Annotated in this window: 26 protein-coding genes and 1 riboswitch; of the genes, 15 read left to right on the top strand and 11 right to left on the bottom strand. The window is 64.9% G+C overall.

The genetic code is table 11. The features are described 5' to 3' along the window. Nucleotides 1-16 precede the first annotated feature (16 nt). Nucleotides 17-850 (top strand): DUF72 domain-containing protein, encoded by an 834-nt coding sequence (locus tag CH295_RS08365; RefSeq protein WP_094740460.1) that lies wholly within the window; start codon nucleotides 17-19, stop codon nucleotides 848-850. Between the two features lie 41 nt (nucleotides 851-891). On the opposite strand, the gene CH295_RS08360 is transcribed toward CH295_RS08365, so the two are convergent. Continuing rightward, the gene (locus CH295_RS08360; protein WP_037195521.1) at nucleotides 892-1,698 is read right to left on the bottom strand and encodes an IclR family transcriptional regulator; all 807 of its coding nucleotides are present in this window, start codon (nucleotides 1,696-1,698) and stop codon (nucleotides 892-894) included. A 109-nt stretch (nucleotides 1,699-1,807) separates the two neighbouring features. Here CH295_RS08360 and CH295_RS08355 point away from each other — a divergent pair, with 109 nt between their 5' ends. The 5 genes from CH295_RS08355 to CH295_RS08335 all read left to right on the top strand — a co-directional run bounded on the left by CH295_RS08355 (nucleotide 1,808) and on the right by CH295_RS08335 (nucleotide 6,877). Further along, nucleotides 1,808-2,683 (top strand): isocitrate lyase/PEP mutase family protein, encoded by an 876-nt coding sequence (locus tag CH295_RS08355; protein ID WP_037194900.1) that lies wholly within the window; start codon nucleotides 1,808-1,810, stop codon nucleotides 2,681-2,683. A 5-nt stretch (nucleotides 2,684-2,688) separates the two neighbouring features. Next, nucleotides 2,689-3,954, top strand: a complete 1,266-nt coding sequence (locus CH295_RS08350) for a 3-isopropylmalate dehydratase large subunit (RefSeq protein ID WP_371828458.1) — start codon at nucleotides 2,689-2,691, stop codon at nucleotides 3,952-3,954. Then, complete coding sequence (locus CH295_RS08345) at nucleotides 3,951-4,499, top strand: 3-isopropylmalate dehydratase small subunit (RefSeq protein WP_094635020.1); 549 nt, start codon at nucleotides 3,951-3,953, stop codon at nucleotides 4,497-4,499. Before CH295_RS08350 ends, CH295_RS08345 begins: the two co-directional genes overlap by 4 nt. Further along, nucleotides 4,496-5,815 (top strand): MFS transporter, encoded by a 1,320-nt coding sequence (locus CH295_RS08340; RefSeq protein WP_094635021.1) that lies wholly within the window; start codon nucleotides 4,496-4,498, stop codon nucleotides 5,813-5,815. Before CH295_RS08345 ends, CH295_RS08340 begins: the two co-directional genes overlap by 4 nt. Nucleotides 5,816-5,896: 81 nt before the next feature. Further along, complete coding sequence (locus tag CH295_RS08335; protein ID WP_094740380.1) at nucleotides 5,897-6,877, top strand: NAD-dependent epimerase/dehydratase family protein; 981 nt, start codon at nucleotides 5,897-5,899, stop codon at nucleotides 6,875-6,877. A gap of 181 nt (nucleotides 6,878-7,058) precedes the next feature. Here CH295_RS08335 and CH295_RS08330 read toward each other — a convergent pair whose 3' ends face one another. Then, complete coding sequence (locus CH295_RS08330) at nucleotides 7,059-7,625, bottom strand: TetR/AcrR family transcriptional regulator (RefSeq protein ID WP_037195517.1); 567 nt, start codon at nucleotides 7,623-7,625, stop codon at nucleotides 7,059-7,061. Nucleotides 7,626-7,706: 81 nt separating this feature from the next. Here CH295_RS08330 and CH295_RS08325 point away from each other — a divergent pair, with 81 nt between their 5' ends. Then, nucleotides 7,707-9,326 carry an MFS transporter gene (locus CH295_RS08325; RefSeq protein WP_252341963.1) on the top strand — a complete coding sequence of 540 codons (1,620 nt, stop codon included), beginning with the start codon at nucleotides 7,707-7,709 and terminating at the stop codon, nucleotides 9,324-9,326. 65 nt (nucleotides 9,327-9,391) lie between these two features. Here CH295_RS08325 and CH295_RS08320 read toward each other — a convergent pair whose 3' ends face one another. From CH295_RS08320 to CH295_RS08310, 3 genes are all read right to left on the bottom strand, one after another. Beyond that, complete coding sequence (locus CH295_RS08320) at nucleotides 9,392-10,156, bottom strand: GTP pyrophosphokinase (protein ID WP_052048086.1); 765 nt, start codon at nucleotides 10,154-10,156, stop codon at nucleotides 9,392-9,394. A gap of 414 nt (nucleotides 10,157-10,570) precedes the next feature. Further along, nucleotides 10,571-10,726 (bottom strand): DUF6131 family protein, encoded by a 156-nt coding sequence (locus CH295_RS27740; protein ID WP_094608853.1) that lies wholly within the window; start codon nucleotides 10,724-10,726, stop codon nucleotides 10,571-10,573. 93 nt (nucleotides 10,727-10,819) lie between these two features. Continuing rightward, the gene (locus tag CH295_RS08310) at nucleotides 10,820-12,769 is read right to left on the bottom strand and encodes a helicase-related protein (protein ID WP_252341962.1); all 1,950 of its coding nucleotides are present in this window, start codon (nucleotides 12,767-12,769) and stop codon (nucleotides 10,820-10,822) included. Nucleotides 12,770-12,817: 48 nt separating this feature from the next. On the opposite strand from CH295_RS08310, the gene CH295_RS08305 reads away from it, so the two are divergent. The 3 genes from CH295_RS08305 to CH295_RS08295 are packed head-to-tail and all read left to right on the top strand — an operon-like array spanning nucleotide 12,818 to nucleotide 16,014. After that, nucleotides 12,818-13,531 carry a type 1 glutamine amidotransferase gene (locus tag CH295_RS08305; protein WP_094740378.1) on the top strand — a complete coding sequence of 238 codons (714 nt, stop codon included), beginning with the start codon at nucleotides 12,818-12,820 and terminating at the stop codon, nucleotides 13,529-13,531. Between the two features lie 9 nt (nucleotides 13,532-13,540). Continuing rightward, entirely contained in the window at nucleotides 13,541-14,719 is a 1,179-nt protein-coding gene (locus tag CH295_RS08300) for an alpha-hydroxy-acid oxidizing protein (RefSeq protein ID WP_094740377.1), read from the top strand. Next, nucleotides 14,719-16,014, top strand: a complete 1,296-nt coding sequence (locus CH295_RS08295) for an alpha-amylase family protein (RefSeq protein WP_094740376.1) — start codon at nucleotides 14,719-14,721, stop codon at nucleotides 16,012-16,014. Before CH295_RS08300 ends, CH295_RS08295 begins: the two co-directional genes overlap by 1 nt. On the opposite strand, the gene CH295_RS08290 is transcribed toward CH295_RS08295, so the two are convergent. Then, entirely contained in the window at nucleotides 16,007-16,318 is a 312-nt protein-coding gene (locus CH295_RS08290; protein WP_094740375.1) for a hypothetical protein, read from the bottom strand. The two genes, CH295_RS08295 and CH295_RS08290, sit on opposite strands and share 8 nt — an antisense overlap. A gap of 105 nt (nucleotides 16,319-16,423) precedes the next feature. Then, nucleotides 16,424-16,516: riboswitch (TPP riboswitch) on the top strand. 48 nt (nucleotides 16,517-16,564) lie between these two features. Between CH295_RS08290 and CH295_RS08285 the strand changes: the two genes are divergently transcribed. Then, nucleotides 16,565-17,326, top strand: a complete 762-nt coding sequence (locus CH295_RS08285) for a 3-oxoacyl-ACP reductase (RefSeq protein WP_094740374.1) — start codon at nucleotides 16,565-16,567, stop codon at nucleotides 17,324-17,326. A 1-nt stretch (nucleotide 17,327) separates the two neighbouring features. Continuing rightward, a complete protein-coding gene (locus tag CH295_RS08280; RefSeq protein ID WP_094740373.1) occupies nucleotides 17,328-18,596 on the top strand; it encodes an LLM class flavin-dependent oxidoreductase in 1,269 nt (422 codons plus the stop codon). A 6-nt stretch (nucleotides 18,597-18,602) separates the two neighbouring features. Here CH295_RS08280 and CH295_RS08275 read toward each other — a convergent pair whose 3' ends face one another. From CH295_RS08275 to CH295_RS08265, 3 genes are all read right to left on the bottom strand, one after another. Beyond that, the gene (locus tag CH295_RS08275) at nucleotides 18,603-19,499 is read right to left on the bottom strand and encodes an alpha/beta fold hydrolase (RefSeq protein WP_094740372.1); all 897 of its coding nucleotides are present in this window, start codon (nucleotides 19,497-19,499) and stop codon (nucleotides 18,603-18,605) included. A 12-nt stretch (nucleotides 19,500-19,511) separates the two neighbouring features. Next, the gene (locus CH295_RS08270) at nucleotides 19,512-20,531 is read right to left on the bottom strand and encodes a PDR/VanB family oxidoreductase (protein WP_252341973.1); all 1,020 of its coding nucleotides are present in this window, start codon (nucleotides 20,529-20,531) and stop codon (nucleotides 19,512-19,514) included. A gap of 83 nt (nucleotides 20,532-20,614) precedes the next feature. Beyond that, nucleotides 20,615-21,514 carry a metal-dependent hydrolase gene (locus CH295_RS08265; protein WP_037195510.1) on the bottom strand — a complete coding sequence of 300 codons (900 nt, stop codon included), beginning with the start codon at nucleotides 21,512-21,514 and terminating at the stop codon, nucleotides 20,615-20,617. Nucleotides 21,515-21,629: 115 nt separating this feature from the next. On the opposite strand from CH295_RS08265, the gene CH295_RS08260 reads away from it, so the two are divergent. Next, the gene (locus CH295_RS08260) at nucleotides 21,630-22,145 is read left to right on the top strand and encodes a hypothetical protein (protein WP_052048032.1); all 516 of its coding nucleotides are present in this window, start codon (nucleotides 21,630-21,632) and stop codon (nucleotides 22,143-22,145) included. A gap of 140 nt (nucleotides 22,146-22,285) precedes the next feature. On the opposite strand, the gene CH295_RS08255 is transcribed toward CH295_RS08260, so the two are convergent. Then, the gene (locus tag CH295_RS08255; protein ID WP_094635034.1) at nucleotides 22,286-22,753 is read right to left on the bottom strand and encodes an alpha-isopropylmalate synthase regulatory domain-containing protein; all 468 of its coding nucleotides are present in this window, start codon (nucleotides 22,751-22,753) and stop codon (nucleotides 22,286-22,288) included. Between the two features lie 228 nt (nucleotides 22,754-22,981). On the opposite strand from CH295_RS08255, the gene CH295_RS08250 reads away from it, so the two are divergent. Further along, entirely contained in the window at nucleotides 22,982-24,184 is a 1,203-nt protein-coding gene (locus tag CH295_RS08250) for an ATP-binding protein (protein WP_094635035.1), read from the top strand. Nucleotides 24,185-24,191: 7 nt separating this feature from the next. Here the strand turns inward: CH295_RS08250 and CH295_RS08245 are convergent, their stop codons facing one another. Next, nucleotides 24,192-25,376, bottom strand: a complete 1,185-nt coding sequence (locus CH295_RS08245; protein WP_094635036.1) for an alkane 1-monooxygenase — start codon at nucleotides 25,374-25,376, stop codon at nucleotides 24,192-24,194. Between the two features lie 166 nt (nucleotides 25,377-25,542). Between CH295_RS08245 and CH295_RS08240 the strand changes: the two genes are divergently transcribed. Further along, nucleotides 25,543-26,397 carry an alpha/beta hydrolase gene (locus CH295_RS08240; protein WP_094740371.1) on the top strand — a complete coding sequence of 285 codons (855 nt, stop codon included), beginning with the start codon at nucleotides 25,543-25,545 and terminating at the stop codon, nucleotides 26,395-26,397. Nucleotides 26,398-26,422: the final 25 nt, after the last annotated feature.

The raw sequence follows: 26,422 nt of genomic DNA, 5'->3' as shown, positions 1-26,422 counted from the left end.
CGTCTACAGTCTGTCCATGCCCGCGTCGCATCGACCCCGAGTCCTGATCGGCATCTCCGGTTGGACGTACGCGCCGTGGCGAGGTGATTTCTATCCGGCGGGCTTGGCCCACCGCAAGGAGCTCGGGTACGCGTCGGAACATCTGACGTCGATCGAGATCAACGGCACCTTCTACGCGATGCAGAAGCCGTCGAGCTTCACCAAGTGGCACGACGAGACGCCGGACGACTTCGTGTTCTCCATCAAAGGCGGTCGATACGTCACCCACATCAAGCGGCTCGTCGGTGTCGAGGCAGCCCTCGCGAACTTCTTCGCCACCGGGGTCTTGACGCTGGGCGACAAGCTCGGACCGTTCCTGTGGCAGTTGCCTCCGAACCTCGAATTCGACGCGCAGAAGATGTCGGACTTCTTCGCCGTGTTGCCCCGAACAGTCTCCGCTGCAGTCGCTCTGGCGCAGTCTCGCGACGACAAGCTGGCCGAGGATCGGGTGTTGTTGCCGCCTCCGTCGTCTCGTGTCCTGCGGCACTGCGTGGAGGCCCGGCATCAGAGCTTCGCGACCGACGAGGCCGTGCACTTGTTGCGCGAGAACGATATTGCGTTCGTGGTCGCCGACACCGCCGGCAAGTATCCGTACGTCGACACTCCGACAGCCGATTTCATGTATGCCCGCCTGCACGGTGACGAGGAGCTGTATGCCAGCGGCTACACGGATGCGGCGCTCGATCGGTGGGCGGCGAAGATCTCGGACTGGACGGCCACGGGCCGAGACGTCCACGTGTACTTCGACAACGACGTCAAAGGATATGCACCCTTCGACGCCATGAAACTGATCGATCGAATCGGTAGGTGAGTATTCGGCTCTCTAGCCCACCTGGTAGATGTACGTATAGTTCAATGTTCTCGCCCCGGCGCAGGTAGCGCCTCTGCCACACGGGACAGGCCCTTTGCGGAGGCAAGAATCGTGGACACCTTCTCTCTCAGGGCATCGCCCTCGAATGTCTCCGCTCGGCCGCCCACGCTGATCGATGCAACGACCGCGCCGCCTCGCCCGAGGATCGGTGCTCCGACCGCCGCGACGCCGGTGAGGTAGTCCGAGTTGCTCAATGCGTACCCCTGCGCTCGGATCTGTTCGAGACGTGTCAGCAACTCGTCCGGCGCGGTCGGCGTTCGATCCGTGAACGCAGGTAGGTCTTCGGTGAGCCATCGGTCGCGAATCCGAGCGGAGAACGCCAGCATGGCCATCGGGCCTGCGGTGGCGTGATACGGGAGAACCGAACCGATCGAAATGCCAGCGACCACAAGAGGATTGCTTCCTTCATGGCGATCGATGCAGACGGCGCCCTCGTCCGCAGGTACCATGAGATACGCAGTGTCACCGAACTTTTCGGCTATCTCCGACAGGTACGGTTGCGCGGCACCGCGGATGTCGAGTTGCGTCAGTGCCGACGATCCGATCTCGAAAACGGGCATGGCAATTCGGTACGAGCCCTCGGGCGTTCGGTCCACCCAGCCGGCGTGGATCATCGTGGTCATCAACCGGTGCACGGTGGTCTTGTTCATTCGACTTGCTGTCGTCAAGTCGTTCAGTGTCCATACCGGATGCAAGGTGTCGAAGTGCTCGAGCAGCCTGCACGCCTTGACCACCGCTCCGACGATGTCGCGGCCGGCGTTGGCGTCGGACTCGATGGGCGATGCCACGTGTGCTCCTTCGATCGGACTGGGAAGTGATGCCGCCATCCTACGAACCCCCCTTGACTTGTGATCGCCACCACTCTAGTTTCGGAATGCGTTCCGCAATACGAAATGGATGGTGTGTATGACTGCGACACTCAGAGAACTGACCGAACAGGGACTCGTGTACGCCCCCGGCGTGTGGGACGGGCTGACCGCCAAGCTCGCCGAGCAGGCCGGATTCTCGGCCCTGTGCGCCTCCGGATTCGCAGTGTCGGCTGCCCTCGGACTCCCCGACGCCGAGCTGTACACGATGACCGAGAACCTTCAGGCGGTACGCACCATCGGCGAAGCGTCTTCCCTCCCCCTCGTGGCGGACATCGATACCGGCTACGGCAACGCCGTCAACGCGGCGCGGACAGCAGCCCGGTTCGCCGCCGCAGGTGTTCAGGGCGTCTTCATGGAAGACCAGCTTTCGCCCAAGAAGTGCCCCATCTGCGTGGGCGAGCCGGTGGACCTCATCAGCATCGAGGAAGCGTCGGGCAAGGTGCGCGCGGTGCGGGATTCGCTTCCGGACCACGTCCTGATGATCGCCCGCACCGATGCGCGTGGCGACGACGCGATCCGACGCGCCACCGCATACGTCGACGCCGGTGCCGACATGATCATGCCGGTCACGAAGACTTTCGAGACCGCCGACGAGTGGGCTCGCTGTCACGACGCCGTAGGCGTCCCGCTGATGGCGACGTTGACCGCGTCGACCTGGACCGAGCGCGAGTTCACCCCGGACGTGTTGCAGCAGATCGGCGTTCGACTCGCTCTCCTGCCCACCCAGGTGCTGATGGCCGCCACCGGAGCCGCTCGTGAGGCTCTGCGCCGACTCGCCGGCGGCGAAGCGCCGGCCGACGTGAGCGCCGACGCGTTGCAGCACCACGAGTTCGTCGATCTGATCGGCTTTCCGGAAGTGGAAGCAGCGCAACGCAAGTACCTTCCCGCCGACGCGAAGGTGTGATCGGCATGAGCTCCGACGCACTGACGATGGTCGAGAAGATCCTCGGCCGAACCTGTGATGCCGATGTGGTGCATGCCGGAGAGAATCACGCCGTCAGGCCCGCTCGCATGATCGCCTACGACTTCCCCGGCTACACCGACGTGATGTTCCGGCAGATGCGCGAGGACTTCGGTATCACCGAACTCGTCGACCCCTCCCGGTACGTCGTCTTCATCGACCACATGCTCACCAAGAAGAATGCCAAAGAGCAAGAGGTGCATCAGGTCACGCGAGACTGGTGCGAGTTCTACGGCATCGAGCTGCACGAGGGGCGGGGCATCGGCCACCAGCTCACTGCCGAACTCGGACTCGCGACGCCAGGAGACTTCCTTGTCCACTTCGACGGGCACATCAGTGGAATCGGTGCTTTCGGCGCACTGGGTTGGGGCATCCGCCGCGATCTGATCGAGGCCTGGGTGACGGGTCAGCTGTACGTCGACATCCCGGCCACCACGCGGTTCGACCTCGTGGGTGAGTTCGGTGCCGGCGTCGACAGTCGCGATCTCGTTCACACGATCATCGACCTGGTCGGTGCCGACGGATGCGCCCACCAGGTCATGGAGTTCGGTGGCCCCGGAGCGCGGTCGATGAAGATCGACCACCGCCAGGGGCTGTGCGGAATGGCGATGTTCACCGGAGCGGTCTCGGCGATCTTCGAACCCGACGAGCTGTCGCTCGCCTACGCCCATGACGTCGCCCGGCGGACGTTCACCCCCGTGCTTCCCGATGGGGGTGCCACCTACGCGGCGCACCACACCATCGACCTGTCGACCATCGTGCCGCAGGTGGTGCAGCCCGGTTCGGCCCGTGCTGCCAACACGCACACCGCTGCCGATCTGGCCGGAATCCCGATCACGAAGGCGTTCATCGGCTCCTGCGCCAGCGGCCGCATCGAGGACCTGCGCGCAGCGGCTCTGGTGCTCGACGGGCGAACCGTCGCTCCCGGCGTCGAGCTGAACGTCGTGCCGACCTCCCAGAAGGTGCACGATCAGGCCGAAAGCGAAGGGCTGCTGGACATCCTGCGATCGGCGGGCGCACACATCGCGGTGTCGAGCTGCGACTTCTGCTTCGGCTACCAGAAGCCTCTCGCGGCCGGCGAGAACTGCATTTCCACCGGGGTGCTCAACATCTCCGGGCGAATGGGTAGCTCCGACGCCAACATCTACATGGGTTCGCCCTTCACCGTCGCGGCCAGCGCCCTCGCCGGGACGATCGCGCAGGTGGGGTCATGAGCGCGTACCCGCCCCCGCCCGACGTCATCGACGGCGCGGTCGCGTGGATATTCGGTGACGACTTCGACATCGATCTCGTCGTGGGAGTGGCCAACATCAAGTCCTACGACCCCGACCACCTGCGGTCGGTCTGCATGACGGCGTACGACCCGGGCTTCGTCGATCGAGTCCGCCCCGGAGACATCATCGTCGGAGGACGCAACTTCGGTTATGGACATCCGCACTATCCGCCGATGGTGGCGCTTCGCAACCTGGGTATCAGTGCCGTTGTGGCGGAATCCTTCTCACCGGGATTCTGGCGTGGCGAGACCTTCAACGGTATGCCCCTGATCACCGTTCCCGGAATATCCGACGCGGTGGCCGTCGGTGACGATGTCAGACTCGACTGGCGGCGTGCGGAGGTGTCGAAGCAGGACGGCACCACGATCGCCGGCCGTCCACCGAACGCCCGAACCGTCGCTGTCATCGAAGCAGGCGGTTCGTACGAACTTCTTCTCTCCGAACACCGAAGCACGCAACCACTCACAGAAGGATCAGCGCGATGACGAACACCGAACACTCCCGCGCAGGAGTCGCTCCGCCCAAGGCGGACACCACGACTGCGCGTCGAGCTGCGATTGCCGGAGGTGTCGGTACGCTCATCGAGTACTACGACTTCGCGGTCTACGGCTTTCTCGCGGTGATCATCGCGCCGCTGTTCTTCCCATCCACCAGTCCCGGCGTGTCGATTCTCGCGACCTTGGCCGTATTCGGCGTCGCCTATGTCGCCCGTCCGCTCGGCGGAATTTTCTTCGGTCGGCTCGGGGACCGCAAGGGTCGTCGGCACGCTCTCGTCATCACCGTGGTGTGCATGGGTGTCGCGTGCGGAATTCTCGGCCTGCTGCCGACACACTCGAGTGTCGGGGTGCTGGCCCCCGTTCTGCTGGTCATCATCAGGCTCGCCCAGGGATTCTCTGCGGGCGGTGAGATCGGAGGTGCCGCAACGTACATCGCGGAGTCGGCACCGCCGAACCGTCGGGGATTCTTCGGGTCCTTCACGCCGGTGGGATCGACTCTCGGCTTTGCCGTCGCTGCGGCCGTCGTCGGGCTCGTGGCTCTGATCACGACCGACGAACAGATGTCGTCGTGGGGATGGCGCATCCCGTTCCTACTGGCCCTGCCCCTGGCGTTCGTATGTCTCCGTGTGCGACTCAAGCTCGAGGACAGCCCGGAGTTCGAGGAAATGGCAGCCAAGAACGAGGTCGCCAAGAGCCCGTTGAGTGACGTGGTGAAGAAGCAACCGTGGTCGGTGCTCCGCGTCGTCGGCATCGCGATCGCCATGAACGGATCCGGATACATCGGACTGACCTACTTCAGTGTGTATCTGATCAACGACCTCGGCTTCTCGAAGGACTCGGTGTACTGGACGTCGGCCGTGGCAATTGCATTGGCCTGCGCCACATTCCCGCTGAGCGGGATGCTCACCGACAGGTTCGGCCGCAAACCCGTGCTGCTGTTCGGCTACGTGGCCTACGTGATCATCGCGCTGCCGGTGTTCATGATTCTCGGTGCGACGTCGAGCATTCTGATCGTCGGCGTCGTCTACTTCGTCTACATGGTGCTCAACGGTGTGGTGCAGGTCCCGGCTTTCCCGCTGTTCACCGAACTCTTTCCTCGGGCAGTTCGCTACACCGGAGTGTCGTTGGGCTTCAACATCGGAACGATCGCGGCCGGTGGAACGGCCCCCTACGTAGCGGCCCAGTTGGTCGAATCGACGGGCAATGCCATGTCACCGGCGTATTGGGTCATGGGCGTGTGCGTCATCGGTGTAGCGACGGTACTGACCATCAAGGAGACGGGACACAGCAAGCTTCCTGTGTAGCTCGAGCCGCTCTGCTGTCAGCAGAGATCCGAACCCGGCGTTCGGCAGAACAGACGGACTGCTCACCGGCACAATGGATTCATGAAGCTATTGGTCCTCGGCGGCAGCGACTTCGTGGGGCGAACTGCCGTCGAACATGCTCTCCAGCTGGAGTGGGATGTCGCGGTCCTGAACCGCGGCACAACAGCGTCGGATCCTCGTGTCACGCAACTTCGGGGCGACAGGCGCTCGTCCGACGGATTGGATGAGACCCGAGAAGGATACTGGGACATAGTCTTCGACACCTGGTCGTGGGAACCGGACGTGGTGGCGCAGTCGGCGACGATGCTCGACGGCCGAGTCGGCAGCTACGTCTACGTTTCGAGCCGATCGGTGTACGACGCGCCGCGAGCGGGAGCGACCGAGACGTGGCCGACAGTGCAGGGGCCCGGCGAGGACTATGCGCGGCAGAAGTTGGGCGGTGAGCGAGCGGCAGTTGCGGCTTTCGGCGATCGAACGCTGCTGGTCCGCGCCGGGCTGATTCTCGGGCCGTACGAAAATATCGGCCGACTTCCGTGGTGGCTGAACAGAATCGAGCGCGCCGGTGAGGTGCTGGCACCCGGTCCGGTCGATCTGGCGCTGCAGTACATCGACGTCCGCGATCTTGTTGCGTGGAGCCTTGATGCTGCCGCGCGAGGGCTGGGCGGTGCGTACGACGTAGTGAGCCGGCCCGGTCACGCGACCATCGGCGAGCTGTTGCAGTGCTGCCTCGCCGCCACCCGGTCCGACGCTCGCCTGTGTTGGGTGGAGCCGGACGTCCTCAGCGCTGCGGGGGTGCAGCCGTGGACGGAGCTCCCGATCTGGATTCCGCCCGGCGCGGATCATGATTCGCTGCATGCATCCGACGTTTCGAAGGCATGTGCCGCAGGTCTTCGGACGCGTCCGATTCAGGAGACCGTCGCGGATACGTGGACGTGGTTGCAGTCCCTGGGCGGTAGCGAGCCGACGAGGACTGACCGCCCGCCCGTCGGACTCCCGGCAGAGCGTGAGGCGGCAATTCTGGCGGGCCGCGGGCTCACGTGAGTCTGCGAGGTGCGCGAAGGGAACAGACGCGCGCGGAATCGTCAGACGCGTTCGGAATTGCCAACGGATCGGTGTCGAATTCGCGCGCGTATGGCAAACGCGCGCGCGTTTGCGGGGAAGCCGGCCCCGCTAGCCTGCTATTCATCGATCTTGCCCGAAAGCTAGAGAGTGATAGACAACGCTACGGAGTGCAGAGCCGTCGCACCGCACCCTCGATGATCGACGCCCGACGCTGGTGTTCCGCGTCGTCGACGGGTCCGCAGTCGCTGCCGGGAGCCGTCATCCAGGACGAGGTGATGCCGAAGATCATGGTGAACAGGTCGTCGACGGTGAAGGCGTCGGATATCAGGCCGTCCTGCTGTGCAGCTGCCATAGCGCGTCGCCGTTCGGCGATCACTGTGTGGATGTCGTCGGCACCCGCGACCACCATGCCGCCTTGAAGCTGTGTCCACAGCAGCAGTCGGTGTTCCTCGGGATTGGCGGCGAGGTGCAGGTACTCGCGCGCGGCGTATCCGCCGAGATCGTCGACAGTGAACGGGACCGACTCCAGGAAGCGCGCGAATCCGTCTTCCACTACTGCCCGGAAGAGTGCTTCCTTGTCTCCGAAGTACGCGTACAGGCGTTCCTTGCTCGCCTTTGCCGAAACCGCGATGCGATCCACCCGTGCTCCGGCCAGTCCGTGCTCGGAGAACTCCGTGCGTGCTGCGACGACGATGCGGGCGCGGGTTGCGCTGGCGTCTGGCTTCATGTCGGCCACCCTACCGCCAACCAACTAGTTCGTTTGACACGGCCGACAGAGTGGCCTACCTTTTCGGTCGGGACATTTTTCGTGCCCAGAATCAACGAGTACGAGTGGGGTAGAAACATGTCGCAGGTCTCCGAACACGGGGCGCTGGCCGAGAATCCGAATTACGAGCGCCGTTGGTTGGTGCTCTGCATCGTCGCCATCACACAGCTCACGATCGTGCTGGACGGCACCATCGTCAACATCGCCCTGCCGCAGGCGCAGATCGACCTCGGCATCAGCGACACCAGCCGCACCTGGGTGATCACCGCCTACGCGTTGGCGTTCGGTGCACTGCTGCTGCTCGGTGGCCGCATCGCCGACTACTGGGGACGCAAGCGGTCGTTCATCGTCGGCATGGCCGGCTTCGCCGTTGCCTCCGCAGTCGGCGGACTCGCCCAAGAGGGCTGGCAGCTGTTCATCGCACGCGCAGGTCAGGGCGTCTTCGCTGCATTGCTCGCACCTGCAGCACTGGCCATCCTGACGGTCACCTTCACCGACACCAAGGAACGAGCCAAGGCATTCGGCGTGTTCGGAGCGATCGCCGGTGGCGGCGCAGCCGTCGGCCTGCTCCTCGGCGGAGTGCTCACCGAATATGCGAACTGGCGCTGGTGCCTGCTCGTCAACATCCCTGTTGCCGTCATTGCCATCGCCGCCGCAGTCCCGCTGGTCAAGGAAAGCAAGGCGCACGGAGATACCCGCTACGACCTGCCCGGCGCGATCCTCGTCGCACTCGGACTGGCCTCACTGGTCTACGGCTTCACCGAAGCCGAAAACGGCTGGGCGACGGTACCCACCATCTCCTTCATCGCACTCGGCCTCGCGTTGCTCGCCGCGTTCGTCGTGGTCGAATCCAAGTCCGCCAACCCGCTGCTCCCCCTGAGTGTGTTGCTCGACCGCGACCGCGGTGCCGCATACATCGGGTCGGCCGTCATCGGTGCGGCATTGCTCGGTGGCACGTTGTACCTGACCTTCTACTTCCAGATCGTGCTCGAGATGAGCCCGGTGATCGCCGGTGTCGCGTCACTGCCCATGACCGGCGGCATCCTGATCACCGCTGCGATCGCGTCGGCTCTCGTTCCGAAGATCGGGCCCAAGCCGATGATGGCCGTCGGCCCGGTGGTTTCCGCGATCGGCCTGCTGCTGCTCACGCAGATCGGCGTCGACACCTCGTACTGGACGCACGTGCTTCCCGGCGTCGTGCTGCTCGGACTCGGCCTCGGTCTGCTGATGGTGCCGATGCAGAACGTTGCGCTCATCGGCGTCCCCGATCACGACGCGGGTGCGGCATCCGCTCTGATCAACGCCACTCTGCAGGTCGGCGGCGCACTCGGCGCCGCGGTGTTCACCACGGTCTACACCTCGTCCAAGACGTCGTACCTGGCCGACAACCCGGCCCCGACTCCGCCCGCAGGAGTGCCGGCCGAGGCGCTTGCCGGCCAGGAAATTCCCAGCGACGAGGTACTGGCCGCGCTGCCGGAGCCGATCCGCGACTTCGTGCTCGCCACCATCGATCACGCCTTCGCAGCCGAGGTATCGGGCTATGCGTGGGCCTTCGGAACCGCTGCGATCCTGGTCGCACTGGTGTGCCCGGTCGTGCTGGTGCTGGTCCGCGCGAAGAAGGACGACCTGCCCGTCGGCGACACTCCGGTCCACATCGGCTAGACGCACACGAGAATGGAACCCCGCTGCTCACCGTCGAGCAGCGGGGTTCTTCGTTGTGGTGACTTTCAAGCCCGGTCGGGGTCGATCGCCTCGGCCTGCGCAGTGAGAAGCATGTGCAGTAGCTCGGGAGGCAACGCCATGGGAGGCAGAGCGCCGAGAGCGATGGAGTTCTCTGCCTCGCCGCCCAGCTCGACCACCTCGTCGTGCAGGCTTTCCATCTTCTCGTCGAGCTTGTTGGCGCTCTCGGCTGCCTCGGTCAGCTCCGCCAGCAGAGTGTCCGGGATCTGCCCGCGGTACTTGTAGAAGATCTTGTGCTCGAGGCTCGCCCAGAAATCCATCGCGATGGTTCTGATCTGCAGTTCGACGAGCACCGGCTGGACGCGGTCGGACATGAACACCGGGATCTCCACCAGCAGGTGCAAGCTCTTGTAGCCGTTGGGTTTCGGGTTCGCGATGTAGTCCTTGACCTCGACGACCCGAATGTCGGTCTGGCTACTGAGCATGTCCGCGATGCGGTAGGTGTCGGAAATGAAGCTGCAGGTGATGCGCACTCCGGCGACGTCGAAAATGTTCTCGCGAATCGCATCGAGAGTCAGGGCGCACTTCTTCCGTTGCGCCTTGTCGAAAATACTTTCCGGGGTCTTCAACCTCGACGAGACGTGCTCAATGGGGCTGTACCGGTGAATATGGGTGAATTCCTGCTTTAAGATGTTGATCTTCGTGATCAACTCGTCGATCCCGAACTTGTAGCTCATCATGAATCGTGTGAAATCTTGTCTCAGTCGACCCAGGTCGACCGCAGTCTCACCGTTCTTCATGACCTCGCTCATGACTCCGATTGTCCACGACGGCAGGCCGAGCGCGCGCGGCGCGGGAGTCGAAGCTCGCATCACTGCACGACGGGCCCAGCTCCGGTGTGAATCTCACGACGCCACAGGACTGGCACTGATGCGTGCGGTGATGCCCCAGCTCGCACGAACAGGCTCGTGACCCGACGAGAACCGAACCGGCGACGAGCCGATGACCGTTGCCACATCGCGTCGGTGCTCTCTCGGCCCACCGATCCCCGACGCGGTACAGAGAGCCGGCCGCGGGCTCGGGTTCGAGTGCCATCGCGCGCGCCCACTTTCGACGAATCCGCCGCATCCGATATGGACCGCCCGAAGTGGCTCCGCTGGCCGCATCGCCAACTCCGGGGGCGCGTTCACACTAGCAGGAATCGAACGTATGTTCTAACTCGTATGTCAGAACCACGTCTTGCGGCCACCGACTGCGCGCCCCATCGAACCGAGCACCGTCAGAACCGCGCCGACGACCACCAGAATGATGCCGACAGTCGTCAAGATCGAAATGCCGGCGAAATAGCCGATGAGGGCGAGGATGATTCCGAGAACGATCATGACTACTCCTGGTGCCACTGTGAGCCCGTTACCGGCGAATGCCGATGGGACCGAAGCTACGCCACCGAGATGGAGGAATGGTCACATTTGTCGCTATTTACCGGCATCCACTTTCGCTGCGAGGAATGCCTCGGGGTCGATCAGATCTGCCTGCCCCACGATCGACCCGAGATCCGCGATGCGTTCGATGCCGGTGAGCACCATCTCTTCTTCCACCGTGCCCTCGGCGTAACCGTAGTAACAGGTCGACGTCGTGTGGTTGTGGTCCTTGTCTATTCGGTTCGCCCGACCCTCGATCTGCCTGATGTCGATGGGTGTCCACCGAGGATCGTGGATCAGCGTCACGCGTGGTGCGAGGGTGGAGACCGTGCCCTCCGGGAGCAGTAACTCGTTGGTGTGCAGGTTGATCGCGCTGGTGGTGGTCGAGACGATGACCGACGCGTCGCCGGTCTGGAACCGTCTGATCGACGCCTCCTGATCGGGGCTGCTCATACTGCCGTCGACGACTGCGACGTCGAGGCCCTCGTCGCGCAGTGTCTGCGCCAGCGCCGCGACGGACTCGCGGTAGAACATCGAGACGAACACCTGATTGCCGGCCTTGACCCATGTGCGCACCTGATCGGCCGACGCGGGAATGCGCAAGTACGAACACTTCTGACGGAATCGCAGGGTCGCGGCGCGGGTGCTCGGGTTCTTCTGCAGTACTCGCTTACCGCCGACGGCCTTCCAGATCGGTAGGCCGACTTCCTTGCGATAGTCCACCCATGCCGAGTTGTACAGGCGCTTCTGCGCGGCAGTGAGTTCCTGGCCGAGTGGCTCGCGCGGAGTCGGCGGCGAGGGGCGCGAAATGGACCACGGCACAGCACCTCCCGACAACCAGCCGTGTACGGACGCGATATCGCGGGCGCGTCGGGCCGCATCCTCGGGCTCCCACCGCCACGTCGTCAGCCCCGTCGTCGCCTTGCCTGCCTTGACGGCGAACCCGGATTCGATGAGGAACTCGGCCCACTTCATCGTCACCGCGTAGCCGAGATACTCCTCGTCACCGAGGATCTCGACCCCGCGGCTGCGCTCGACCGCACGAGCCATGTACGCGAAGTGCAGGGGCTGATAACCGGGCGTGGCAGACATCCACACCACCGAGCGCGCCGCCTCCTGATATCGCCAGAGGATCTGCGACTGCTGCGATTCGATGTTCATCAGCGCATGCGATTCGTCGGCGATCACCACATCGATGTCGAATCGAAGCTCGCCGAGCGAGATGGTCCGCTTGTTCTGTGTCCGTTTGCGTTTGCCCAGGTCGGTCTCGGGAGGAACCGACAGCAGCTTCTTCGTCGACTGGTAGGTGATCAGCAGCCAACGCTTGCGCTCGGACGGCTCGATGTCCGCCTCGCTGTCTGCAATGGTTCGACGCCACCCCGGCAACGCACCCTTGGGGGCCACCACCAGCACCGTGCCGATCTCGGCCGCCGACATCTGCCGAACGGCCTCGCACACCGCCAACGTCTTGCCCAGACCCGTCGAATCCATCTGCGCGAAGTAGGGGAACCCGGCCTCGAGCGCGGCGAGATGGCGTCGAACGGATTCGAGTTGAGTCTCACGCGGCTGCATCGCGCGCTCGCGCACCACCTCGTCACGCCAGTTCTCGTTGGCATCGTCCTCGAGCCACCGCTGCAGGCTGTACGGCATCGACTCGTACGGCTGCAGATACTCCGGCAGTTCGGTGCCGTAGTACGCGAACACCCGAGGCCCGGGATACCAGCGCGCCCCGGCCGCGCCCGCCGCCGACCGATCCTCGAACGGCACGTCCAGCACCCAGACGCGCTCACCGGGATCGGGAACCCGCAGATCAGGGGCAGCAGTCTTACGAGGCGACGTCTTGCGCGGCGCTGCCCGCTTGCGTGGTGCGGCCTTCTTCGGGGCAGCTTTCGTCGTTGCAGGCTCACCGTTCTTGGCGGCCGCGAACTTTCGGGCAGCGCTGCTCTGCCCGACCTTGACGGTGCGGGCAGTGGTGGATCTGGCTGTGCGTCTACGAGGTGGCATCGGATCCAGTCTGTCGTACGGTGTGCACGAACACCGTAAAGGAGCCCTGTGACATACACGAACGACCCGCGCGCCGTAGTACTCGTCCACGATCAGGACCCGGCTCTCGCGCGACGCGACATCGGCACCCTCGACGCCGAATTGCGCACCAGGGGTTTCCAGTTGGACGTGCACTCCTTCGACCACAGCCCCGACCTCGCGCCGCCGCCGCTGTCCGACGCGCAGCTGCTGCTCGTCATGGGCTCGCCCGACGCCGCGTACGACGACACGCTGACCTGGCTCGCGCCGGAGATCGCCTACGTTCAGGACGCGGTCGACGCGCAGGTCCCGATCCTGGGTGTCTGCTTCGGTGGGCAGTTGCTCGCTCGGGTACTCGGCGGCACCGTTCGCAGGTCCGAGCGTCCCGAGTACGGATTCGTCGACGTCGAGACGTCCGACCCCGAGCTCATCGCCCCCGGACCGTGGATGGAGTTCCACGGCGATACCTTCACCGCTCCTCCGCAGGCCACGGTGATCGCCCGCAACGAGGCCGCGCAACAGGCCTTCGTCCTCGGACCGCACCTCGGACTGCAGTTCCACCCCGAGATCGACCTCGACACCTACGACGCGTGGGCCGCTGCCTGGGACCGCGACGGCGTCGAACACGGTGTGGACGTGCACGAGATTCGCCGGGCCATCGCCGACGCCGAACCTGCAGCTCGGGTGCGTTGCTCGGCTCTGCTCGACGCATTTCTCGCCCGATCCTCGGCGGTGCCCCGGTAGGGTCGAACGATGACCGAGGCCAGGCCCAGCAACTTCAGCGATCACCAACTCGGCATCTACGCCGCCGGGATGTTCGCCCAGCAGACACCGTCGATCACCACCAACCTGGCGAAGCTGGAGGACCAGGCTGCCGAGACGCTCTCACCCGAGGCTCTCGGCTACATCGTCGCCAGCGCGGGCAGTGGCTCGACGGCCCGTGCGAACCGTGCGGCTTTCGACAGATGGGCCATCACGCCGCGGATGCTGCGCAGCTCGGCGGCCCGTGATCATGCGTGCACCGTGCTCGGCACCGACATGCCTGCACCGCTGCTGATCGCTCCGGTGGGTATTCAGACTCTCGCGCACCCCGACGGAGAGCTCGCCACCGTCCGTGCAGCCGCGGAACTCGGTGTGCCGTACATCCATTCGACGCAGGCCTCGCACTCGTTCGAGCAGATCGCCGAGGCGGGTGGCGACGCGCCCCGCTGGTATCAGTTGTACTGGCCGACGGACGAATCGGTTCTGCTGAGCTTCCTGCAGCGCGCGAAGGACGCCGGGTTCACCACACTGGTGCTGACGCTCGACACGACGTTGCTGGGCTGGCGGCCTGCCGATCTGGACCGCGGCTACCTCCCGTTCCTGGCCAACCTCGGCATCGAGAACTACCTGACCGATCCGGCGTTCCAGGCCGGCCTGGGGCAGCCGGTCGAGGAGAATCCTGTTGCAGCGGCCATGCATTGGGCGCAGATGTTCCCCAACCCCGGTCTCTCGTGGAAGAACCTGGCGTTCCTGCGGGAGCACTGGAGCGGCCCGATCGTGCTCAAGGGGATCTGCACGGTCGGCGACGCCAGGGAGGCGGCCGCGCACGGAGTCGACGGCATCGTCGTCTCCAATCACGGCGGTCGTCAGATCGACGGGGCCAGAGCATCACTCGACGCGTTGCCGTCCATCGTCGAGGCTGTGGGCGACGAATTGACGATCCTGTTCGACTCCGGTGTGCGCACTGGTGCCGACATGGCCAAAGCGCTGGCGCTCGGGGCCGATGCGGTTCTGCTCGGCCGTCCGTTCCTCTACGGCCTGGCACTCGGCGGGCAAGAGGGCGTTGCACACGTATTACGTTGTCTGCTCGCCGAATTCGATCTGGTGACGAGCCTCTCGGGCCACACCGGTGCGGGCGAACTGGGCCTCGACTCGATCATGGAGTCCTGATGGAGTGGACGAAGCACGCCATCTGGTGGCACCTGTACCCGCTCGGCTTCACCGGAGCGCCGGTGCACGGCTGGGACGGCGAATCCCAGTCGGATCTGCACCGGCTGAACAGAATCGAGAAGTGGCTCGACTACGCACTCGAGCTCGGTGCGTCGGGCATCGCCCTCGGTCCGATCTTCGAGTCCGAGAAGCACGGCTACGACACCGTCGACTACTACCATGTCGACGGCAGGCTCGGCACCGACGAGGACATCGACTCGCTGATCGCCGCTGCGCACTCGCGCGGCCTGAAGGTCATGTTCGACGGCGTCTTCAACCATGTGGCGCAGAGCTTTCCGAAGTTCCGACAGGCTCTCGACGAGGGCCCGGACTCCGAGGCCGCGCAGTGGTTCCATCTCGATTGGTCCGGTGACGAGCCGACGCATCGCAACTTCGAGGGCCACGACGAACTGGTGGCACTCAACCACGAGAGCCCGCATGTGCAGCAGTACGTCTTGGACGTGCTCTCGCACTGGCTGGACCGTGGTGTCGACGCCTGGCGGCTCGACGCTGCCTACGCGGTACCGCCGCGCTTCTGGGCCGCGGTACTGCCGAAGGTCCGCGAGAAGCATTCGGACGCTTACTTTCTCGGTGAGGTCATTCACGGCGACTACGACAGGATCGTCTCGGCGTCCACACTGGACTCGGCCACCCAGTACGAGCTGTGGAAGGCGATCTGGAGCGGTCTGAGCGAGAAGAACTTCTTCGAGCTCTCCCATGCTCTGGAGCGCCACAACGGGTGGCTCGACGCCTTCGTGCCCGCCACGTTCGTCGGAAATCACGACGTCAATCGCATCGCCAGCGTCATCGAGGACGAGCGACATCTGGTGCATGCGTTGGTGGTTCTGTTCACCGTGGGCGGTATGCCCATGGTCTACTACGGCGACGAGCAGGCCTTCCGCGGTATCAAGGAGGACCGAGTCGGCGGCGACGACGAGGTGCGTCCGGAGTACCCCGACACGTCCGACGATCTCGCCCCGTACGGCTGGCCGGTCTTCCGTATTCATCAGGAGCTGATCGGTGTACGGCGTCGAAACCCGTGGTTGTACTCCGCGCGCACCGAAACGCTCGAACTGACGAACACCGCACTCGTCTTCCGAGCGTCTGCCGACGACGAATCCATCACCGTGGCACTGAATCTCGGCGACGACGCCATCGACTACGCGGTCGAGGGTAACGACGTGATCGCCGGCGAGGCACATCTGGACGGAGGCAGGATCACGGTGCCCGCGCACGGCTGGGCGATCGTCAGCTGAGTGCTCTGGCCGCCTTGGCGCGGTCGAAGAACGCCAGCAGGTGCGGCAACTGCTCGTCGGTGACGGTGAACTTCATTCGGTCGCCCGCGTAGCCGATGCTGCCGTCGGATGTTCGCAGACCGAGGACGATCTTGGTGCCGTCCCGGGTCGGTTTCGCGTCCACACCCAGATGATCGACGTGCCAGCGACAGCGCCCGCCCGATGCGATCCTCACGGCGGCGTCGAACACCTCGACAGTCCGGTGGTCGAGAACGAAGATGACGTTCTCGTCGAGGCGATACTCCAGGTAGACGCGTTCGGCCATGGCGGCACAGTAACTTGTCATCGTCGTATTCGGATATCTATCGACTGAGCTAGAGAGCCGTATCGACGGCAATGCAGCGCCATATCGAGGCCTGTGGGTACAGTCGAGCGCGACACGGGGTGCCCCCAGGGGCTGAGAACACACCCGTCGAACCTGATCTGGTTAGGACCAGCGAAGGGAATGTCGTGACGTTCGGTATTCCTGTCCCCTCGTGACGGTCCCGACCTCGAACGAGAGGCGAGGCGCATGAAATTCGACGAGCAGACAGTGCTGATCACCGGCGGTGGACGCGGACTTGGGGCATCGATCGCCGCGGCGTTCGCCGGTCAGGGTGCACGTGTGGTGATCGATTACCGCAACAGCAAAGATGCCGCCGAGGCGCTGGCAGACCGGATCGGCGAGAACGCGATCGCAGTACAGGGTGACGTCACCGACGAGTCGGCCGTCGCCGCGCTGTTCGGCACTGCGCGTGAACACTTCGGCACCCCGATCACCACCGTCGTCAACAACGCGTTGGCCGATTTCTCGTTCGACGGAGATGCGCGGCCCAAGGCCGACACCATCACCTGGGAGCGCTTCGATACCCAGTTGCGTGGCAGCGTCCGCGCAGCGTTGCTCACCACCCAGGCGGCGCTGCCGGGTATGCGTGAGGCGGGCTTCGGCCGAATCATCAACGTGGGCACCAACTTGTTCCAGAATCCAGTGGTGCCGTACCACGACTACACGGCCTCCAAGGCGGCGCTGCTCTCGCTGACCCGCACTCTGTCCGCGGACCTGGGCGCAGACAACATCACCGTCAACATGGTCTCGGGTGGACTGCTGCGCACCACCGACGCCAGTGCCGCCACCCCGGTAGAGGTGTTCGACTTCATCGCGGCCTCGACCCCGCTGCAACGCGTCACCACCCCCGAGGAATTCGCCGACGCACTGCTGTTCTTCGCTTCGCCGTGGGCGCGGTCGGTGACCGGCCAGAATCTCGTCGTCGACGGCGGCCTGGTCAAGGACTGACATGCACCTCAACGCTTTTCTCTACGGTTGTGGCCACCACAGTGCGGCGTGGCGTCATCCCGAGTCGCGAGTGGAGGACCTGGGCGATATCTCGTACTACGAGGAACTCGCCCAGCTCGCCGAACGGGGAAAGTTCGACGCGGTGTTCTTCGCCGACGGACATTCGGTGCGCGACCCCGCCGGAGCCGGAACCTGGTTCCTCGAGCCGATCACCGCGCTGTCGGCCATGGCCAGGGCCACCACGCATATCGGTCTCGTCACCACGGTGTCGTCCACGTTCTACACCCCGTTCCATGCCGCGCGCATGCTGGCGTCGCTCGATCACATCAGCGGCGGCCGAGCCGGCTGGAACGTCGTCACCTCCATGTTCGACGCCGAGGCACGCAACCACGGGATGGACGTCATTCCGGCTCGCGAGGAGCGCTATGCCCGCGCCGAAGAGTTCGTCGATACTGCACTGGCGCTGTGGGATTCGTGGGACGCCGACGCGTTGACGCTCGATCGCGCCGGAGCCTATGCGGACCCGGCCAAGGTGCATGCCATCGACCACGACGGCAAGCACTTTCGGGTCGACGGCCCGCTGACGGTGCCGCGTTCACCGCAGGGGAGGCCGGTGCTCTTCCAGGCCGGGGCGTCGGGTCCGGGTCGTGATCTCGCTGCCGCGTACGCCGAGGCAATCTATGCCGTCGCCTACGATCTTGTTGCCGCGCAGAGCTATTACGAGGACGTGAAGACGCGAATCTGCCATGCGGGCCGCGACAGCGCGGCAGTGGGAATCATGCCGGGGCTGGTGACGTACATCGGGTCGACGATGGATGAGGCCCGACGCAAGAAGGCCGAACTCGATGAGCTGCTGCCCACCGAGCAGTCGCTGGCGATGCTGTCGACGTTCACCGGACAGGACTGCGCTGCATGGGAACTCGATGCTCCGGTGCCGCCCTTGCCGCCGGCGGCCGAGTTTACCGGACCACAGGGCCGCTACGAGACGATCCTGCGGATCGTCGAGAAGGACGCCCCCACCGTGCGGGAGTTGCTCGGCACCCTCGCGGCCGGCGGCGGGCACGCCACGATGATCGGCACACCGGAGTCCATCGCAGACGAGATGCAATCGTGGATCGGCCGCGGCGCCGACGGATTCAACCTGATGTGTCCGCGTTACCCGGACTCATTGGAGGACTTCGTGGACCAGGTGGTTCCGATCCTGCAGCGGCGCGGTGTCTTTCGCGCCGAGTACACCGAGTCGACGCTGCGCGGGCACCTGGCGGGGTGATCGGGTCTAGCGTCGGTCCAGCGAGTCGATGAACTCCCTCGTCAATCGAGCGATGTCGTCGGCATGGGAGATCGGCGACCAGTGTCCGGCCGGAATATCGTTGCGTGTCAAGTCTTTCACCCACTTGCCGGTGTCGTCGTAGTGATACGGACGCACTGCGACGTCCTCGGTGTTGACGATGAGGTGCACCGGGATGTCGATGTACCGCTCGCGTGGATTGCCCAGGAGCGGAATGATGTTCGCGCGGTACAGTTTTGTGCCGTTGGTGGCATCCGACCACAGCGTGGGGTTCTGAGTGACGAGCTTCGGGTCGACTCCCGAGAACTCCTGGAGGAACGCAGGCCAGCCCTTGGCGAACTGCCGCTTGATCCGCAGCGTGGACAGACCGGGGATATGGAAGGTGACGGTGTACCACGACGCGCGGACCTGGGCGAGCACCTGCTTGACGCCGGTGAGCGTGGGTCTGCGAAGCCGCGACTGCGACCACTTGCCGAGGTGATCGAGGTTCGGACCGGAAATCGATGTGTACGAGCGGATTCGGTCCTTCGCCTGCGGTTGAGCCGCGGCTTCCCAGACCTCCACGGCACCCCAGTCGTGAGCGAGCACGTGAACCGGGGCGTCGGGGCTGACGGCGTCGGCGACAGCGTAGAAATCCGATGCCAGACGCGCCAACTTGTACGCCGATTGCTCCGGGGGAACCGAGCTCTCGCCTGCACCGCGGGAGTCGTAACTGATCACCCGGAAGCGGTCCTCGAGCTGGGGCACGATGTGGCTCCACAGCTCGTGGGTATCGGGCCACCCGTGGACGAGGACGATCGGGTCACCCTCGGGGTTGCCGCTCTCGAACACCGCCAGTCGGATTCCCTCGTTGACGACCGTCGTACGAACCGCATTGCTGCTCAACAGTTTTCCGTTCTATAGATCGAGTACGAGGCGCGCGCTGCGTGCGCGGGAGACGCAGATGAGCATGTGATCGCGCTGCTCTTCGGGGGTCAATCGTGTTTCCAGGTGCTCGGGCTCACCGGAGAGCACACGAACCTTGCAGGTGCCACAGAAGCCCTGCTGGCACGAGTACGCGATGTTGGGCTTCTGCTGCTTGACCGCCGTCAGCACGGAGGCGTCGGCGGCGACGTCGAGCACAGCGCCCGTGCTGATCAGCTGCACCTCGAACGGCGTGCCGTCGAGAATCGGTGGCGGGCCGAAACGTTCGAAATGCAGTGCGGTGGCCGGGCACTGGCGGAAGTCGCGGCGGACGGCGTCGAGCATGGGGGTGGGGCCGCAGCAATAGACGGCACCGCCTGCCGGGGCGCGCTCGAGCAGTTCGCCCTCGGTCGGGTAGCCGTACACATCGTCGGTGCGGACGAACACGCGGTCCGATTCCCAACTCTCAATTTCCTCGAGGAAGGGCATCGTGTCGCGGGAGCGACCGCAGTACACGAACTGCCAGTCCATACCGAGAATCCGTGCCGCACGGACCATTGCAATGATGGGGGTGATACCGATTCCGCCCGCGATGAACAGGGCGCTGCCCTCGCCGACGAACGGAAACCCGTTGCGCGGCCCGCGGACGGTGACCTCGGTGCCCGGCTGCAGCCCGTGCATCTCGATGGATCCGCCTGCGCCGGTGGGGATTCGGCGCACCGCGATGCGATAGGAACTACGGTCGGATGGGTTGCCGCACAATGAGTACTGCCGGCGGCGGCCCGAGGGTAGGTGCAGATCGAGGTGACAGCCCGGATGCCAGATCGGCAGCTGCTCCCCCGTCGGCGACGCGAGGGTGAGAGCGGCGACATCGTTGTCCTCGGCGACGATCTCGCGCTCGGTGACGACCAACTTCAGTGCGGAATCGGGATTGTGGCCTGCGACGGCATCGTTGTACTCCGCACCGGCAGCCGCCTGCATGTACCCGTTGAGGAACGTACCGAGCAGCTGCATCGAGCGGTCGGGACGTGCTCGTCCGCGCAGGTCGGGCGGTGCATCCTTGGGAAGCAGCCGCGGGACGCGTCGTGCGTTGAGCTTCACCGTGCCGCAGCCTGCGCGGCAGGCGAGGACGCGAGGTACCGGACTGCCTGTGCGGTGGAGCCTTCCTGGCTGGGGTGGTACGACTTCTTGAGGTAGCGCGACATGCTGCGGCCGACGTGCGTCAGCGCGGGAAGGGTGCCGCGTTTGACCGACTTCCGCCACAGAGCCGACCGAGGCTTGCGCACGGACTTGGGTGCAGACTGCAGCTCCGGATCGTTCTTCATCAGGAAGATGATCCCGCGCATCCAGATGTAGGCCATCAACGGCACGACCACCACGAAGGTGCGCAGGCGACGGACCTCGCGCTTGTCGAAGTACCGCAACGTGTCGTATGCGACCGAGCGGTGCTCGACTTCTTCGGCACCGTGCCAGCGCAGCAGATCGAGCATGGTGGGGTGAATCCCCGCGCGATCGAGACCGTCGGCGTTGAGCACCCAGTCGCCGAGAAACGCCGTCACGTGCTCGATGGCGGCGATCAGAGCCAGTCGCTCGACCAGGTTGTTCTTCGAGCGCAGGCTCGTCACCGAATCGGATCCGAGGACCTTGCCGAAGGCCCACTCCATCTGATCGGTGAACGGTGTCGGGTCCAGGCCCTTGGTCTGGAGGTGCACGAGCACGCCGGTGTGCGCCTCGGCGTGAACGGCTTCCTGCCCGATGAAACCGATGACGTCGTCGCGCAGCTTCTCGTCGTCGATGTACGGCAGAGCTTCCTTGAAGGTGTCGACGAACCAGTGCTCGCCGGCCGGAAGGATCAGGTGCAGCACATTGAGTACGTGCGTGGTGTACGGATCGCCCGGCACCCAGTGCATCGGCAGGTCGGTCCAGTCGAACTTCACGTTCCTGGCCTGCAGCATCACTTCGCCGGGATCCGACGCGACGGTGTTCCGTTCGGTCATCGAGCCCACCTCCTCCACATCCGCATGTGTGGCCGATGCCACAGTGCGCGCTTTAGTATAAACACCAGTTACAGGTAAAAGGAACCGTGTCGGCGTCGAGTGAGAGACTGCTGTGATGACCGACCCCTCCCCAGCGGCTGTTCCCCCGAGCACCGTCCCCATCACCTGGCCTGCCGAATGGCCCGCCGAGGTGCGACGGATCGCCGATGCCACGAACGATGCCCTCGCCGCTGTGGCGGCGCGGGCTCCGATCGCGTTCGACGACGCCGTCGAACTTCTGGGCCGCTCGGACTCGGCACAGGCCGGTCGAGTGCATGCCGAAATGGTACGCACGTTGCTCGAAGAGGTATACAGCGATGGATTGACCGGCGAGAACGTCCAGGAGGTGCTGGGCCGAACCGTGCGCGCCGCGGACTGGCTGCCGAATCTGGACATCGCCGGGTTCGTCGAGGTGCTCACCGGGGCCCTGGGGGTTTCCGACGTCGAAGAGCAGTCGCGCATGAGGCCGCGTCCGGCGCATGCGTTGCTGGTGGTCGCCGACCTTCTCGCGGTGCGCCGCGGCCGCGCCGAGACCTATCTGCGGTACGCACTGGCCGAAGTGCGCCGCGCCGAGACGATCGAGATGCCCTAGCGAGATCTGTGCCTGTCTGGCATGAATGCTAGACGGGGATAGAAAGTGCTACCGATGCAGGAGATTGTGCGCGTCGAGTTCGCAGTTGTGCGGACAACGAGGGTCTTTATTGCTGCACAACTGCGAACTCGGAGTTTTGGCTACCGATGCAGGATGTTCGCCCCGGCGAGGATGGCCCTGATCGACGACAGGTCGGCGTCGGCATCCATGCCCATCGACCATTCGCGGCGACCGTCGTGCTCGGCCAGGACGAAGGTGGCGGTCTCGTCGCCGATGATCTGCTGGTGGAACGAGAGGATCTCGATGCGGAATCCGGCGTCGTGGAGCATCGACGTCAATGCTTCGATCGGCCCGTAAGTCGTTGCCGCACAAGCGATGATCGTGTCGCCGACGCCGAAGGTCGCGTCGAAAGCAGTCCGACCGCCAGTTGCGCTGTCGGCAGTCCATGACCCCAGTCGAAGCGGTCCGGTGGTGGGCGAGAAGCGGTCGGCGAAGTGTGCCCACGACATGTGTTGCCAGGTGATCTCGTCGCGCATCGTGCGCGGCAGGGCACAGCCGAAGCGGGCATGGAACGGATCTGTGGCGAAAGTGGAAGCAAGTGAATTCATGAGGGTGGTCTTCCGAATGTGAAGGGAGGACCGAGAGAGCACGACGACCCGCAGCGAGGGGTCGGTCCGAATCAGACCCCGCTACGGCGGCGTACTACGAGAATGCGCTTCACACCCCAGAAAGTAGCCCTTCGCCGCAGCCGCGCGCAAGTATCGAGTGAATTCCGATCTCTAGGACACGAACTAGATGTCCGCATATATCGCACGATTCGTTGTAACTTTGGCCCCATGGACCCCGTGCGTAACCCCTACGCTCCCGGCGCCGGCCAGCGCCCACCCGAGCTCGCAGGCCGAAAGAAGCAGCTCGACGCCTTCGACGTCGTGCTCGAACGCATCACCCGCGGCAGACCGGAACGCAGTGTCGTACTCACCGGGCTGCGAGGCGTCGGGAAGACGGTGTTGCTCAACCAACTCCGATCCGCGGCCATCGCCCGCGGATGGGGCACCGGCAAGATCGAGGCTCGGCCGGACCAGGAACTGCGTCGACCGCTGTCGTCGGCGCTGCACATGGCGGTCCGCGGCATCGCGGCCTCGCATCGCGATCCCGAACGCGTCGACGAATTCCTCGGTGTGCTCAAGGCCTTCGCCCTGCGCTCCACGGCCGACAAGGGCATGCGGGAGCGGTGGCAGCCCGGCATCGACGTTCCGGCGAAGACCGGCCGTGCCGACTCCGGCGACATCGAGATCGACCTCGTGGAACTTCTGCTCGACGCCTCCGCGCTGGCCGGCGACGTGGGCGTGGGCATCGCCATCTTCATCGACGAGATGCAGGACCTGGGTGCCGCGGACATCTCCGCACTGTGCGCCGCCTGCCACGAGCTCAGTCAGGACACCGCGCCGCTGATCATCGTCGGGGCGGGGCTGCCGCACCTGCCTGCGGTGCTGTCGGCGTCCAAGAGCTACTCCGAGCGCCTCTTCAGCTACCACCGGATCGGCCGACTCGAACGAGCCGCGGCCGACCTGGCCCTGATCGCCCCGGCCGATCGCGAGGACGTCGAATTCACCCCCGACGCGCTCGACGCGCTGTATGCGGCCGCCGACGGTTACCCGTACTTCGTGCAGGCCTACGGCAAGGCGACGTGGGATCTCGCGGCCGACACCCCGATCACCGTCGAGGACGTGCGTGTCGCTGCCCCGACGGCGGAAGAGGAACTGGCCGTCGGATTCTTCGGTTCCCGCTACGAGCGTGCGACGCCTGCCGAGCGCGAATACATGCGTGCGATGGCCGAACTGTCGGTGGACGACGGCTCGGTGCCGACCTCTGCCGTAGCGACCGAGCTGGGGCGCAAGCCGGCGTCACTGTCTCCCGCCAGGGACGGACTGATCAAGAAGGGCCTGATCTACTCGGCCGAGCGGGGCACCATCGCCTTCACGGTGCCGCACTTCGGCCGCTATCTGCGCGCACAGACCGACGAACCAGCAGCGGTGTGACGGCCGCCTAGTGTGCCTCGGCTCGCTCGACGCACAGTCGCTCGAGTTTCCGCACTGCCTTGGGGTCGGAACGGTCGACGTTGACGAGCTCCGGGTCACCGTCGTAGAAGTCGATCAGCCGTTGATCCATCACCTTGCGCCACAGTGGCGGTACCAGCGCGCAGAAGATCATCACCGCATAGCCGGCCGGTAGCTGCGGGGACTCGTCGACGGTGCGCAGAGCCTGGTATCGACGCACAGGATTCGCGTGATGATCGCTGTGACGTTGCAGGTGATAGAGGAACAGGTTGCTCCAGAGGTGATCGCTGTTCCAGCTGTCCCGGTGGGTCGGCTTTCCGTATCGACCGCTGGGACGCTTCTGTCGCAGCAATCCGTAGTGCTCGAGGTAGTTGGCCGCCTCGTACAGGACGATGGCGATCGCGGCCTGAATCAACAGATACGGCACGATCACCGTGCCGAAGACGGCGATCAGGACGCCGAACAGCAATACGCTCATGGCACCGGCATTGAACAGGTGATTCTTGTGGGTCCACCTCGACATGCCCTGCCGAGCGAGGCGTCGGGACTCGAGGTCCCAGGCCGAGTGCAACCCGTGGACGATCGTGCGCGGCAGAAACTTCCAGAACGACTCGCCGAATTTCGCCGATGCCGGATCGTCCGGGGTGGCAACGCGGAGGTGGTGGCCGTGGTTGTGTTCGACGTAGAAGTGGCCGTAGAGCGTCTGCGCCAGCGTCACCTTCGAGAGCAAACGCTCGCGGAGCTCGCGCTTGTGGCCCAGTTCGTGGGCGGCATTGATGCCGACGCCGCCGACGATGCCCACCGTGATGGCCAGGCCGATTCGCTCGGGAACGCCCAACGGCCCGTGCGCCCACAGATAACAGGCGGCGACGAGCCCCGCGTACTGCAGCGGCAGGAACAGGTACACGCACCAGCGGTAGTACGGATCCTTCTCGAGTGCGGCGATCGCCTCGTCCGGGGGATTGCTGCGGTCCACTCCGGCGAACTTGTCCACCAGTGGCAGTGCGACGCCCATGATCATCAGGCCGAGGGTCCAGAACGCACCGGGGCCGAGGAGCGACACCAGACCCCAGGCCAGGAACGGGCTCAGGGGAATGATCAACCCCAGCGGCCACAGATAGCGCTTCGGGTCGCGCCACCGCGGCGACGTGCTAGTGGCGGACTCATCACGCATTCTGGATTCGTAACTCCTGGGTTGTGGCCGAGCCTCGGGCCGAGGCAGGGCGGTAGTGGCGTCTCGCAATGACATCGCCCGCTCGACCAGGATAGTTACTCGAGCGAATCTTTGCGGGTTCGCCGATGGGCCGTCGCACGACCCGCTGCCCTTGTACGGTGACCGAATGAAGCATGTCGAGTCGTCGTTCGTCGGAGTCCACGGAACCCGAATCGTCCACGACGTCTGGACCCCCGAAACCACGTCGACCGGGATCGTGGTGCTGGCCCACGGCCTGGCCGAGCACGCAGGCCGGTACCGGCACGTCATCGACAGGCTGGGCTCGCTCGGTCTCGTCGTCTACGCGCCCGACCACCGCGGACACGGGCGATCCGGGGGCAAACGGGTGTCGCTGGAGAAATGGTCCGACTTCACCGACGACCTCCACACGCTGTTCGGCATCGCAGCTGCTGAGCATCCCGATCAGCGCACCTTCCTACTCGGCCACAGCATGGGCGGTGCCATCGCACTGTCGTACGCACTGGACCATCAGGGCGACCTCGACGGTCTGATGCTGTCCGGGCCCGCGGTGGCTCCCAGCGTGGGACAGCCGAAAGCCCTGGTGGCGGTCGGCAAGGTCCTCGGACGATTCCTACCGGCAATGCCCGTACTGAAACTCGACCCCAAGCTCGTCTCGCGCGACAAGAGCGTCGTCGACGCCTACGTCGCCGATCCGCTGGGCTACCACGGCACCGTTCCGGCGGGCCTGGCCGCAGCGATGCTCGGCGTCGGGGAGACCTTCCCCGCGCGGTTGCCGTCGCTGAAGATTCCCGTGCTGCTCCAGCACGGGACGGCAGACGGATTGGCCGATGTCTCGGGCAGCGAACTCGTCGCCGAACTCGCCGGATCCGACGACCTGACCCTGAAAACGTACGACGGGCTGTTCCACGAAGTGTTCAACGAACCGGAGAAGGAGCGCGTACTCGACGATCTCATCGACTGGCTGCGTCCACGTGTACACACCGGCGCTGTAAGTTCCTGACGGATCTTTTCGAAGAAGGAGTACG

This window comes from Rhodococcus sp. 14-2483-1-2 (genome assembly GCF_002259405.1).
Taxonomy (GTDB): Bacteria; Actinomycetota; Actinomycetes; order Mycobacteriales; family Mycobacteriaceae; genus Rhodococcoides.
This window is presented reverse-complemented; position numbering and strand designations above follow the sequence as displayed.

Bases quoted from the DNA above. Each gene is read 5' to 3' on its own strand.
- CH295_RS08245 (WP_094635036.1), bottom strand. From the start codon at position 25,376: ATGCGTGATGAGTCCGCCACTAGCACGTCGCCGCGGTGGCGCGACCCG.
- CH295_RS08265 (WP_037195510.1), bottom strand. From the start codon at position 21,514: ATGACCGAACGGAACACCGTCGCGTCGGATCCCGGCGAAGTGATGCTG.
- CH295_RS08310 (WP_252341962.1), bottom strand. From the start codon at position 12,769: ATGCCACCTCGTAGACGCACAGCCAGATCCACCACTGCCCGCACCGTC.
- CH295_RS08350 (WP_371828458.1), top strand. From the start codon at position 2,689: ATGAGCTCCGACGCACTGACGATGGTCGAGAAGATCCTCGGCCGAACC.
- CH295_RS08330 (WP_037195517.1), bottom strand. From the start codon at position 7,625: ATGAAGCCAGACGCCAGCGCAACCCGCGCCCGCATCGTCGTCGCAGCA.
- CH295_RS08335 (WP_094740380.1), top strand. From the start codon at position 5,897: ATGAAGCTATTGGTCCTCGGCGGCAGCGACTTCGTGGGGCGAACTGCC.
- CH295_RS08260 (WP_052048032.1), top strand. From the start codon at position 21,630: ATGACCGACCCCTCCCCAGCGGCTGTTCCCCCGAGCACCGTCCCCATC.
- CH295_RS08355 (WP_037194900.1), top strand. From the start codon at position 1,808: ATGGTGTGTATGACTGCGACACTCAGAGAACTGACCGAACAGGGACTC.
- CH295_RS08280 (WP_094740373.1), top strand. From the start codon at position 17,328: ATGCACCTCAACGCTTTTCTCTACGGTTGTGGCCACCACAGTGCGGCG.
- CH295_RS08285 (WP_094740374.1), top strand. From the start codon at position 16,565: ATGAAATTCGACGAGCAGACAGTGCTGATCACCGGCGGTGGACGCGGA.
- CH295_RS08340 (WP_094635021.1), top strand. From the start codon at position 4,496: ATGACGAACACCGAACACTCCCGCGCAGGAGTCGCTCCGCCCAAGGCG.
- CH295_RS08255 (WP_094635034.1), bottom strand. From the start codon at position 22,753: ATGAATTCACTTGCTTCCACTTTCGCCACAGATCCGTTCCATGCCCGC.
- CH295_RS08270 (WP_252341973.1), bottom strand. From the start codon at position 20,531: ATGCAGCTGCTCGGTACGTTCCTCAACGGGTACATGCAGGCGGCTGCC.
- CH295_RS08365 (WP_094740460.1), top strand. From the start codon at position 17: ATGCCCGCGTCGCATCGACCCCGAGTCCTGATCGGCATCTCCGGTTGG.
- CH295_RS08240 (WP_094740371.1), top strand. From the start codon at position 25,543: ATGAAGCATGTCGAGTCGTCGTTCGTCGGAGTCCACGGAACCCGAATC.
- CH295_RS08250 (WP_094635035.1), top strand. From the start codon at position 22,982: ATGGACCCCGTGCGTAACCCCTACGCTCCCGGCGCCGGCCAGCGCCCA.
- CH295_RS08300 (WP_094740377.1), top strand. From the start codon at position 13,541: ATGACCGAGGCCAGGCCCAGCAACTTCAGCGATCACCAACTCGGCATC.
- CH295_RS08295 (WP_094740376.1), top strand. From the start codon at position 14,719: ATGGAGTGGACGAAGCACGCCATCTGGTGGCACCTGTACCCGCTCGGC.
- CH295_RS08290 (WP_094740375.1), bottom strand. From the start codon at position 16,318: ATGGCCGAACGCGTCTACCTGGAGTATCGCCTCGACGAGAACGTCATC.
- CH295_RS27740 (WP_094608853.1), bottom strand. From the start codon at position 10,726: ATGATCGTTCTCGGAATCATCCTCGCCCTCATCGGCTATTTCGCCGGC.
- CH295_RS08320 (WP_052048086.1), bottom strand. From the start codon at position 10,156: ATGAGCGAGGTCATGAAGAACGGTGAGACTGCGGTCGACCTGGGTCGA.
- CH295_RS08345 (WP_094635020.1), top strand. From the start codon at position 3,951: ATGAGCGCGTACCCGCCCCCGCCCGACGTCATCGACGGCGCGGTCGCG.